Raw genomic sequence first — 11010 nt, 5'->3', positions numbered from 1 at the left:
ATTTTTTTTTATGTTTGGTGTTTTACTGTGGTGTCGGTTCCCAAACCCAGACTCTTATATTGTATAAAATTTTGTGGTGTTCAAAAACCCCACACCACTGTTGAAGATAACCCTATGATTCAATTACCTGATTTTTCGCGCTCGTTCGAATACGAAAATAATTACTACTGGGCTTCGGATGTGAACCGGATGGCCAAAGTGATGGCGCATTATGAGTTATACAAACTGACGCTCGATATTCCCGGCGCTATTGTAGAATGTGGCGTTTTCAAAGGCGCGTCGCTGATTCGGTTTGCTACGTTCCGGCAATTGATGAGCAATCCAACCGCGAAAAAAATTATTGGCTTCGACGCATTTGGCCGTTTTCCGGAAACCGATTTTTCAGCCGATCAGAAATGGCGCGAGAAATTCATCAGCGACTCGGGCGAGGAAGGCATTAGCGTCGAGCAACTTACGACCGTATTGAATCACAAAGGTGTTGGTCAGAATGTTGATCTGGTGCAGGGGGATGTCCGCCAGACGATTCCGGCCTATCTGGAAAAGCACCCCGAACTACGTATCAGTCTGCTCAATATCGACGTCGACGTGTATGAACCAACCAAAGCCGTGCTGGATCATTTGTACGACCGGGTGGTGCCGGGCGGGGTCATTATGCTCGACGATTATGCCAACGTATTTCCGGGTGCGAATGCCGCCGTTGAAGAATTTCTGGACGGTAAAAACGCAATCGTGAAACGATTGCCGTTTGCCGTAACACCCTGCTACATTGTAAAATCCTGACCCACTTTATCCAATGAAACAAACCGAACAGGAAAGCTTCTGGTCTGGCGATTTTGGCCAGCAATATACCGACCGTAACACCCGCGACCGTGAAGAATGGGACGATTTTTACGTCCAGAACTGGGGTATTACCAAGTCCGAAATGAACGCCCGTTTTTCGGCCGACTGGTCGCCTGACACGCGGATTCTGGAAGTGGGCTGCAACACCGGAATGCAATTGCGTGGCTTGCAGGACGCCAGCTTTACGAATCTGTACGGCGTTGAACTTCAGCCGTATGCTGTCGAAAAAGCGAAGCAAACCACGCAGAATATTAACATCATTCAGGGGTCGGGTTTTGAACTGCCGTTTCGCGATGGTTTTTTCGACGTAGTGTGCACAAATGGCGTACTTATCCACATCGCCCCCGACGATCTGCCGAAAATCATGGACGAAATGGTACGTTGCAGCCGTCGGTACATTTGGGGATTTGAGTATTACAGTCCTGAGTTGAAAGCGATTCCGTACCGGGGCAACGAAGGGTTTCTCTGGAAAGCGGATTACGCGGCCCTGTTTCAGCAACGGCATCCGTCGCTACGTCTCGTCAAACAGGAGTTGTATCCGTACGTCAATGCCAGTGAAAGCGGAAACGTCGATTATATGTATCTGCTCGAAAAAACAGCCTGATGAGCAACGTAGCGATCATTACGGCGCGGGGCGGCAGCAAACGAATTCCCCGGAAAAATATCCGGTTATTTCTGGGCAAACCAATTATCGCTTATGGCATTGAGGCCGCTTTGCAATCGGGCTTATTTGCGGACGTAATGGTCTCGACTGATGACGCCGAAATTGCCAACGTAGCGCGTCAGTACGGTGCTTCTGTGCCTTTTCTACGTAGCGCCAAAGCTGCCGATGATTTCGCCACCACCGCCGATGTATTGACCGAAGTGCTACGTCAGTATGAGCAACAGCATCATGTTTTTGAGTACGCTTGCTGCCTCTACCCTACCGCTCCGTTCGTTACGCCCGATTTGCTGAAAGAGGCTTTTGCTACGTTGTCAGACCGGGAGTTCGACACGGTTTATCCCGTTCAGCGGTTTGGCTTTCCTATTCAGCGAGCCGTTTTTCTTCGCGATGCTACCGTGCAGTGGGTTCAGCCCGAACATGCGCTAACCCGCTCGCAGGATCTCGAACCTGCCTATCACGATGCCGGGCAATTTTATTTCGTGAACGTAGCGGCATTCCAGAAAAGCCACCGCCTGATCACCGATAACTCCGGTGGCATCGTCATTTCTGAAATGGCCGCTCACGATATTGATAATGAGGAAGATTGGCAAGTCGCCGAACTGAAATTCAGAATGAATAATGAACAATAATCCGCTTAGGGTATTATCCATTTTACATTATTCGTTCTACATTCATCCTTAACCCATGAATCGTCTACTTTTTCGCGCTGATGGTAATGCCCAGATCGGCATGGGTCACGTTATGCGTTGCCTGGCGCTGGCTGACATCCTGAAAGCTGATTTTTCGATGCGGTTTGCCATTACGGATCCAACTCCCGCCGTTCACTCACTAATTGAATCGGCTGGCGTAACGGTTGTTCCGCTACCGGATTCGGCTGACAAAGCCGTTTTTTGGGGCGATATTCACCATGAAGACATTGTTGTGCTGGATGGCTATTCGTTCGACGAAACGTTTCAGCGGGCGGTCCGGGCGCGCGTCAGAAAACTGGTGTTTATTGATGATCTGGTGAAAGGGCATCAGGTGGCCGACGTCGTGATCAATCATGCGGGCGGGCTTTCCGAAACGAATTACGATACGGCTGCCTACACGAAGCTTTGTTTAGGGCCACACTACGCGCTGCTACGTTCTGATTTTCTACGTCCGGAAGGATACGGCCATTCTCCATCCGACGGTCCAATTTTTGTCAGTTTGGGAGGTTCCGACCATCAAAATACGTCTCTAACTGTTCTGGAAGCCATTCGGCAGGCCGACGCTACGTTGCCGGTACGCATTGTTTTAGGGCCGTTTCATCCGAATCGTGAATCTGTTGAAGCCTTCAAAAGCCAGCTTCCGAACCTAACGATTCTGCAAAATCTGAGTGCGGTCCAAATGGTCGACGAACTGCAGAATTGCAGTCTGGCGATTACGGCCTGTAGCACAATTGCATATGAAGTCTGTGCCGTAAATCGCCCATTGATTGCGATCGTTACGGCCGATAATCAGACACAACTGGCGCAGTTTCTTTCTGAAGAAAAGCTGGCGCTGTCGGTCAACTTTCCGACGCTTTTAACCCGTTCGATTCCAGTCATTGCGCTGGATAAACTGTTACGTCTGTCGATTCAGTCGTTTTTCTTTTCGCCCGAAAATGCAGCCGAAACGGTGGCGAATCAGCGTCGTTTTTTTGACGGTCGTTCGCCGGAGCGGCTACGCCATATTTTTCAGGAATTGACTGCCTGATTCGTTCGATAAATCTTTTCGATCATGCTAACCCATCGCCTTGCTCAACTTACCGATGCACAGCTTTATTTCGAGTGGACCAACGATCCCGATACCCGGCGACAGTCGTTCAACTCTGCACCAATCTCGCTGGAAACGCATGTTGCCTGGTTTACGCAAAAACTGGCAGACGGCAATACGTTGATGATCGTGTTTGAAAATGAAACTGGCAAACCCGTTGGGCAGGTCCGTTTCGAGCGAAAACCTGTAGCCGATATGCCCGACGAAATTATCATCAGCCTGTCGGTCGATGCGCAGGAACGGGGAAAAGGACTGGCGCATCAGCTCATTGAACAGGGTTGCGCAGTTTGTGCTGAAAATTGGGGCGACGTAACGGTTCATGCCTACATAAAACCCGAAAATCAGGCGTCGGGGCGAGCCTTCGAACGGGCCGGTTTCAGATTATCGACCGAAAGCGGTAATTTTGGGCAGGCTAGTAGCCTGTTGTACCTAAAAACCTTGTCGAACTGAAACCACCTGACAACGTGTTTCGGCTATCAAAGAGGTTTGTTTCCTTATGATTCATACTCAACCGATTCAGGTTGCTCAATTTACCATAAGCCCGGCGCACCGTCCGTTTGTTATCGCCGAAATGTCGGGCAATCATAACCAGTCGCTCGACCGGGCGCTGGAAATTGTGGATGCCGTGGCCGATGCGGGTGCGCACGCGCTCAAACTCCAGACCTACACACCCGATACCATTACGTTCAACGGCGCATCGGAAGAGTTTTATATTCGGGATACGAAGTCGCTCTGGGCCGACAAAAATCTGTATAAACTGTACCAGGAAGCCTACACGCCCTGGGAGTGGCACAAACCGATTTTTGAACACGCCCAGAAGCGTGGTATGATTGCGTTTAGCTCGCCGTTCGATACGTCTGCCGTCGATTTTCTGGAGTCGCTGAACGTACCGCTTTACAAGATCGCGTCGTTCGAGAATACCGATCATATTCTGCTCAAAAAAGTGGCGCAGACGGGTAAGCCCGTTATCATGAGCACAGGCGTAGCGTCGGTAGCTGATCTGGACGAATCGGTAAACGTGCTACGAAGCAACGGCTGCAAAGATTTGATTCTGCTGAAATGCACCAGCACGTATCCGGCCACGCCCGAAAGCACCAACCTGCTCACGATTCCGCACATGCGGCAGTTGTTCGACGTACCGGTTGGTTTGTCGGATCACACGATGGGCATTGGTGCGGCTGTAGCGGCTGTGGCCTTAGGGGCGGTCGTTCTGGAAAAACACGTAACGCTACGTCGGGCCGATGGTGGCGTTGATTCCGCTTTCTCGCTCGAACCCGACGAACTCAAAAACCTCGTCATTGAAACCGAACGGGCACATCTGGCCATGGGGCAAGTCAATTACACGCTGACGCCGAAGGAAGAAAAAAGTCTGCAATTCAAGCGGTCGCTCTACGTCGTACAATCCATGAAAGCGGGCGATATGTTCACGCCCGAAACGGTACGTAGCATCCGCCCGGCCAATGGCCTGCACACCCGTTACTACGAAGACGTCATCGGCAAAACCGCCACACAGGACATTGCTGCCGGAACGGCACTGGACTGGAATCTAATTGATGTATGATATAGGATATATGGTGTATGACTAGCAGGATTCATTAATCATACATCCTATATCATACATTATACATCACACATCTCATGGGTATCATCAAGCGACAAACCATACAGAGTTCGGTGTACACCTATGCGGGTGTGGCTGTGGGCTTTCTGACGCAGGGGATTTTATTCCCGAACCTGTTCAGTAAGGCGCAAGTCGGTCTGCTGAGTTTGCTCATTTCGCTGGCACAGGTACTTTCTCAACTCTCCAATCTAGGCACTAATGGCGCAGGGGGACGCTATTTTCCGTATTTCCGTGATACCGAACGCCAGCACAACGGCTATCTGTTGATGACCAGCCTCACTACGTTAGCTGGCTTTGGCCTGTGTGTACTGGGGCTCTGGCTCGCCCGGCCGTGGATCATCGAGCAGAATCAGGCGCAATCCCCGTTGTTTGTCGAGTATTATTATCTGCTGATTCCGCTGACGCTGTTTACGGTGTATTTTACTGTTTTCGATAACTATGCCCGGCTGCTTTACGATCCCGTTACGGGTACGTTGCTTCAGCAGTTTGTGCAGCGGCTGTTGATCTTGCTGGCGGGCGTAACGTACTGGCTGGGCTGGGTTACGTTTCCGCAGTTTCTGGGCTTGTGGCTGCTGGCGTTTTTTCTGCAAATGATCCTGATGGTTTTCAGCGTTTTTCGGGATAAAGCGCTGTTTCTCAGCCGCCAGTTTCTATCAATGAGTCCTGAACTGCGCCGGGATCTGACGCGGTACGCGGCCCTGACGCTGACGACGGCTCTATCCTCACAAATCATCCTGACGATTGATAAAGTGATGATTAACAACGCGAAAGAGCTGGGCTTGTCGGCAACAGGAGTGTATAGTATTGCAGCCAATTTTGCTACGGTGATTGCCGTTCCCGCTACGGCACTGTATAAGGTTTCCGGTACATTGATTGCCGAATCGTGGAAGAGTAACGATCTCGAAAATATTCGAAAAATTTACAGCAAAAGTTGTCTGAATCAGTTAATTGCGGGTTGTCTGGTATTCGTGGGCGTAGCGGCCAATTTGCCGAACGTATTCCGATTTTTACCGGCGGGTTACGAAGCGGGTTACTACGTTATTTTGTGGCTTGGTCTGGGTAAACTGATCGACATGGCGACGGGTATCAACGGAATCATTCTGAATACGTCGCGCTACTACGTTTATGATTCGCTGTTTTTCGTAGCCCTGACATTCATTACCATCGCAGCCAATTATTACCTGATTCCACGTTTTGGTATCAACGGAGCCGCGATGGGCGGGGCGCTTGCTACGTTGCTGTACAACCTCGCCCGGACGTTGTTTGTCGGTTTTGCGTTCAAAATGCAGCCGTTTACCTGGCGGAACGTAGCGATTGTGCTGATCGGACTGGCGGTCTGGTGGATTGCCGTTCAAGTGCCTTATCCAGATTCTGCTGCCGAGAAATGGCGTTTTTTTCTGGATATTGCCTGGCGGTCGGCACTGATTACTACGTTGTTTGGCGGATTGATGATTGGGTTAAAATTATCGCCGGAGGTGAATCAGACCGTAGCGGGATTGAGAAAACGTTTTTTTAATAATTAAAGGTTATGACACAGAGAAAATCTCTGTGTCATAACTCAAACTCTATGTGGGTTTTTCGCTTTTTATTTACCGAAACCGCCCGGCTTTTACGTTCGGAAGAAGGCCGTCGGTTATTAGGACTGGCGCTACGTTACGGAAATCGGCCACGTAATCAGGCCGTTGACGTCACGTTCGGTCGGTATCAGTTTCGAGTGCCGGATGCGCTGTCGTTTATCTGGCAGTTTCGGGAGATTTTTGTTGATGAGTTTTATCGGTTTTACACGACGCAGGCAACACCCATTATTTTCGATTGTGGCGCTAACATCGGCACGAGCGTAGCGTTTTTCCGGCAAACGTATCCGAATGCACGTATCGTGGCCTTTGAAGCCGATGAACACATTAGCGATATATTGCAGAACAATCTGAAACAGAGCCAGATTTCGAACGTAGAGATCATTACAAAAGCGGTCTGGACGGATGATAAAGGCATCTGGTTTGGTAGTGACCAAGCCGATTCGGCATCTATTTTTTCGGAAACCGACCGCAAGCTGGTGCCTTCTGTAAGGCTACGTGATCAGCTCCTTCGCGAGACACGCATCGACATGCTTAAGATGGACATCGAAGGCGCCGAGACCGACGTATTGCTCGATTGCCGCGATGCGCTGGCGCACGTGCAGAATATGTTTGTCGAGTTTCATGCTTACCTCGATCATCCGCAAACCCTGGCCGACGTAGTGAAGGTGCTGGAAGAAAGCGGGTTTCGATACTACATCAACACGAGCCAGTACCGCCACGCGCCGTTGGTCAACCATCGGTACAAAGGCAACGACAGCATGGACCTGCAATTGAATATCTTTGCGTATAGAAACTAGTTTTCTATTTGCAGTTTATAGTTTTCTGTTTGGAGCAGGTTGCTACGTGACCGCTTTGCGCAACAGAAACCTGTAAACTGCAAACAGAAAACCCAACATTGAATGATCGACAAAATTCTTTCCCGCCCTGAGTTTCAGACCGAACCTCCTGTACTGGTGGACGTGGGTGCTTCGGGCGAATTACACGCACGCTGGAAACCGTTTGCCAAATATGCCGTTTGCATTGCTTTCGACGCCGACGACCGCGATTTTGGCTACGTCGAAAGTGAGTCCAGTCATTTTCGTAAGCTGTATACATTCAACCATATAGTTACGGGAACGGAGTCGGCAACTGATACGTCGGCGTTTCATTTGACGGCATCGCCCCACTGTTCGAGTTTGCTACGTCCCCGCCCGGATTGGATTCAGGAATATGCGTTTGCGCCCAAATTCGAACTGACGAAAGTGGTTCAGCTTAAAACGCGGAGCCTACGCTCAACGCTCGACAGCCTAAAAATCAAGCAGGTCGACTGGTTCAAAACCGATTCGCAGGGAACCGATTTGCGACTATTCCAGAATCTCGGCAAAGAACGTACCAGGCAAGTGCTGACGGCTGAGTTTGAACCCGGCATTACGTCGATTTATGAGGGCGAAGATAAGCTTTACACGGTGTTGCAGTACATGGAAGAAACTGGGAGTCACTGGCTCGCTGAACTGATTCCAAAAGGGTCGCCCCGGATTACGCCCGCTCTGCTGGATAGTTTTACGAGTAATGCATTGGTGAAGAAGTTCGTGCTTTTTTCGCTCAAAAACAGCGCTGTCTGGGGCGAAATGACGTATATGAATCAGTTTGCCAGCGACGCTATGTTGACCCAGCGTAATCTGCTGCTAGGCTGGGTATTTGCCACTACGTTGAAACAACACGGTTTTGCGCTCATTCTGACCCAAAAAGCAAAAGCGCGGTTTTCGGACCCGATTTTTGCCGAAATGGAAGCCTACTCGCGCAGACGAGTTTGGGGGCGCGTGCTTGGGCTGGGTTTCTGGCCCGAAGTAGTCAAGAAATTCGATAAACTCTTCGGTCGGTGAGAGTCACGCATTTAAGTACGTACCATTTGTTCGGCGGGGCCGCTGTGGCGGCTAATCGACTGCATCGGGCGCTTCAAAAACAGATCTGGACGAAAACCGCCGTCGAAAGTACGATGCTGGTCGGCACAGCGAAACGACTGGAACCCCATCGATCGGCGCCGGGCGTTACGTATCTGGCGAATAATTTTCTGGCCGAACAAACAGCATTCGGGCGATTCGTGGCCGAGCGGCTCTATTTTTTGCCGCACGAGCGCGACGCATCGGTTCGGTTCCAGTTTTCGCCCGCCCGATTTGGGGCTAATCTTGATTTCCATCCCGCCATTCAGCAGGCCGACGTACTGCATTTGCACTGGATTAATTTCGGTTTTCTGTCGCTCAATAGCTTACGTTCGCTGTTCAACCTGGGCAAACCTGTTGTCTGGACGCTGCACGATCAGTGGGCGTTTACAGGCGGTTGTCATTACTCGCGCGGCTGTGCTCATTTTCTGACGCATTGCAATCAATGTCCGTATTTGAAAAAGCCCGATGCGCAGGATTTATCGTACCGTGTTTTTGAGCAGAAAAAAGACGTTTTCCGAAACGCGAAAATTCATTTTACACCGCCGAGCCGTTGGTTAGCCAATGAAGCGCAACGTAGCGCTTTGCTCCGCGATTTTCCGTTTACGGTGATTCCGTACGCCATCGATCAAACCGTTTTTCGAGCCATCGAACGTAGTGAAGCCAACGCCTGTTTCGAGTTACCCAATACGGATCGGCCCCGGATTTTGTTTGGCAGTGCGAACGTAACGGATACGCGTAAAGGCTTCCGTTATTTTGCTGAAGCGCTTATGCTGCTGAGCCAGCAGCACCCTAATTTAAATCCCGAAATTCTGGTGTTTGGCAAGGGCCGGTCGTACCTGTTCAATGAACTGCCGTACCCGATACGCCACCTCGGTATTTTAACCTCAACGGACGACATTGTAGCGGCTTACAACGCAGCCGACATCATGGTGGTACCTTCGCTGGAAGACAACCTGCCGAATACGGTGATCGAGTCGATGGCCTGCGGTACGCCAGTTGTCGGTTTCCGAACGGGTGGCATCCCGGAAATGATTGACCATGAGCAAAATGGCTACCTGGCCGACATCCACTCAGCCCAGCAACTCGCCGACGGACTCGCTTTTTTACTGACGCACCCAAACCCGAACCTACTACGTCAAAACGCACGGGAATCTGCCGAAAATCGTTTTTCGGAGGACGTAATTGCCAAACAGCATATTGAATTATATAACCAATTGTTGAATGATTGAGTGATTGAATTGTTGAATAAAATTCGCGTTAGTCCATTCAACAATTCAATCACTCAATCATTGATCATTCAACCCCATGCCAACCGTCTCTATCATCACCGTCACGTACAACGCCGAGCGGTTTCTGGAGCGCACGATTCAGAGTGTTGTGGCGCAGCAGGCAACGGATTATGAGTACATTATCGTTGATGGAGCCTCCGCAGATGGGACGCTGAATATTGTAGAACGCTATCAACGTTACGTTACCCGCTGGATTTCGGAGCCCGACAAAGGCTTATACGACGCCATGAACAAAGGAATGCATCTGGCAACAGGCCAGTACGTCTGGTTTATGAACGCGGGTGATGAGCTGCACGACGCCAATACGTTAGCGAATCTGTTGGATCGAATAGCGACCACACAGGCTGATGTGTATTACAGCGACGCGCTGTTTGTGCGGGAAGAGAATGATGGAAAGGTAGTTCCGGTTGGATTACGTAGTGAAGTTACGCCCCACACGTTGCCGAAACAGTTGACCTGGCATGATATGGCGCTTGGTATGAAAGTGTGCCATCAGGCATTTGTACCAAAACGCTCGATAGCCCCTGATTACCTAGTCGATAACTTAAGTGCCGACATCGACTGGGAAATTCGTTGTCTGAAAGCAGCCAGACAGATAGAACGGTTACCCTTTGTTTTATGTAACTACCTGATGGGTGGTTTATCCATCCAGCAGCACCGCCAATCGCTCGTGGATCGGTTCAAAGTTCTAGTTACACATTTTGGTTTATTCACAACCTTACGTAACCACTTCAGGATTTTTGTAAGAGCCAGACAATTCAACAAACAATGATTATTTGCTATTATCACTGAAAGTCAATATTATATTTTTATTTTTCCGACAAATAACGATATAATACAATTATAAATATATAAAAGTACACTTAAAATTCTTTTGTGAAATTTGTGTGAAAACAATGGGATAATTCCCAGATGTATATCATTTGATTGGGAAATGCGGATAAATTTGCGGGGTTTATTACGGTACCCTTCGACCTTTTTGTGGAATTTCCTAAAAAACAAAACTAACCTATGAAACGAATAGCTGTTTTTACTTCGGGTGGCGACGCGCCGGGGATGAACGCGTGCATTCGGGCGGTTGTCCGGGGCGCGGTCTATCACGGCGTTGAAGTGTTCGGTATCCGCCGGGGGTACAGCGGAATGATAAATGGCGATATTTTTCAGATGTCTTCACACTCAGTAAGCAATATTGTGCAGCGTGGAGGCACTATTCTGAAATCGGCCCGCAGTAAAGAATTTATGACGCCCGAAGGCCGGGCAAAAGCGCACGAGCAGCTTAAGAAGTTCGAAATAGAAGGTTTAGTCGCTATTGGCGGGAATG

The 11010-nt window shown here is 49.7% G+C and carries 12 protein-coding genes; all 12 read left to right on the top strand.

The window, feature by feature from the left end; all coding sequences use genetic code 11:
* Positions 1–114 precede the first annotated feature (114 nt).
* Positions 115–780: a TylF/MycF/NovP-related O-methyltransferase gene (locus ACOJS8_RS03245; RefSeq protein WP_420147094.1), complete on the top strand. Its 666-nt coding sequence runs from the start codon at positions 115–117 to the stop codon at positions 778–780.
* A 13-nt stretch (positions 781–793) separates the two neighbouring features.
* On the top strand, positions 794–1444 hold the full coding sequence (locus tag ACOJS8_RS03240) for a pseudaminic acid biosynthesis-associated methylase (RefSeq protein ID WP_420147093.1): 651 nt from the start codon (positions 794–796) through the stop codon (positions 1442–1444).
* Positions 1444–2133, top strand: coding sequence for a pseudaminic acid cytidylyltransferase (pseF, locus tag ACOJS8_RS03235; protein ID WP_420147092.1), 690 nt, complete (start codon positions 1444–1446; stop codon positions 2131–2133). Before ACOJS8_RS03240 ends, pseF begins: the two co-directional genes overlap by 1 nt.
* Before the next feature lie 55 nt (positions 2134–2188).
* Positions 2189–3220 carry a UDP-2,4-diacetamido-2,4,6-trideoxy-beta-L-altropyranose hydrolase gene (gene pseG / locus ACOJS8_RS03230; protein WP_420147091.1) on the top strand — a complete coding sequence of 344 codons (1032 nt, stop codon included), beginning with the start codon at positions 2189–2191 and terminating at the stop codon, positions 3218–3220.
* Positions 3221–3244: 24 nt separating this feature from the next.
* Positions 3245–3730, top strand: a complete 486-nt coding sequence (locus tag ACOJS8_RS03225) for a GNAT family N-acetyltransferase (RefSeq protein WP_420147090.1) — start codon at positions 3245–3247, stop codon at positions 3728–3730.
* A gap of 46 nt (positions 3731–3776) precedes the next feature.
* Positions 3777–4841: a pseudaminic acid synthase gene (gene pseI / locus ACOJS8_RS03220; RefSeq protein ID WP_420147089.1), complete on the top strand. Its 1065-nt coding sequence runs from the start codon at positions 3777–3779 to the stop codon at positions 4839–4841.
* Between the two features lie 77 nt (positions 4842–4918).
* Entirely contained in the window at positions 4919–6424 is a 1506-nt protein-coding gene (locus ACOJS8_RS03215) for a lipopolysaccharide biosynthesis protein (protein WP_420147088.1), read from the top strand.
* Positions 6425–6468: 44 nt separating this feature from the next.
* Entirely contained in the window at positions 6469–7275 is an 807-nt protein-coding gene (locus ACOJS8_RS03210) for an FkbM family methyltransferase (protein WP_420147087.1), read from the top strand.
* A 102-nt stretch (positions 7276–7377) separates the two neighbouring features.
* On the top strand, positions 7378–8340 hold the full coding sequence (locus tag ACOJS8_RS03205; RefSeq protein ID WP_420147086.1) for a hypothetical protein: 963 nt from the start codon (positions 7378–7380) through the stop codon (positions 8338–8340).
* A complete protein-coding gene (locus ACOJS8_RS03200; RefSeq protein WP_420147085.1) occupies positions 8337–9629 on the top strand; it encodes a glycosyltransferase family 4 protein in 1293 nt (430 codons plus the stop codon). The genes ACOJS8_RS03205 and ACOJS8_RS03200 overlap by 4 nt, the downstream gene beginning before the upstream one ends.
* A gap of 76 nt (positions 9630–9705) precedes the next feature.
* Positions 9706–10461, top strand: a complete 756-nt coding sequence (locus tag ACOJS8_RS03195; protein WP_420147084.1) for a glycosyltransferase family 2 protein — start codon at positions 9706–9708, stop codon at positions 10459–10461.
* A gap of 239 nt (positions 10462–10700) precedes the next feature.
* On the top strand, positions 10701–11010 hold a 310-nt coding region (locus ACOJS8_RS03190; protein WP_420147083.1), incomplete at its 3' end, for a 6-phosphofructokinase.

The organism is Spirosoma sp. (assembly GCF_048594605.1).
In the GTDB taxonomy this organism is placed as follows: Bacteria; Bacteroidota; Bacteroidia; order Cytophagales; family Spirosomataceae; genus Spirosoma.
This window is presented reverse-complemented; position numbering and strand designations above follow the sequence as displayed.

Coding starts and splice junctions, on each gene's coding strand:
- ACOJS8_RS03245 (WP_420147094.1), top strand. CDS start 115: ATGATTCAATTACCTGATTTTTCGCGCTCGTTCGAATACGAAAATAAT.
- ACOJS8_RS03210 (WP_420147087.1), top strand. CDS start 6,469: ATGTGGGTTTTTCGCTTTTTATTTACCGAAACCGCCCGGCTTTTACGT.
- pseG (WP_420147091.1), top strand. CDS start 2,189: ATGAATCGTCTACTTTTTCGCGCTGATGGTAATGCCCAGATCGGCATG.
- ACOJS8_RS03225 (WP_420147090.1), top strand. CDS start 3,245: ATGCTAACCCATCGCCTTGCTCAACTTACCGATGCACAGCTTTATTTC.
- ACOJS8_RS03215 (WP_420147088.1), top strand. CDS start 4,919: ATGGGTATCATCAAGCGACAAACCATACAGAGTTCGGTGTACACCTAT.
- ACOJS8_RS03205 (WP_420147086.1), top strand. CDS start 7,378: ATGATCGACAAAATTCTTTCCCGCCCTGAGTTTCAGACCGAACCTCCT.
- ACOJS8_RS03240 (WP_420147093.1), top strand. CDS start 794: ATGAAACAAACCGAACAGGAAAGCTTCTGGTCTGGCGATTTTGGCCAG.
- pseF (WP_420147092.1), top strand. CDS start 1,444: ATGAGCAACGTAGCGATCATTACGGCGCGGGGCGGCAGCAAACGAATT.
- pseI (WP_420147089.1), top strand. CDS start 3,777: ATGATTCATACTCAACCGATTCAGGTTGCTCAATTTACCATAAGCCCG.
- ACOJS8_RS03195 (WP_420147084.1), top strand. CDS start 9,706: ATGCCAACCGTCTCTATCATCACCGTCACGTACAACGCCGAGCGGTTT.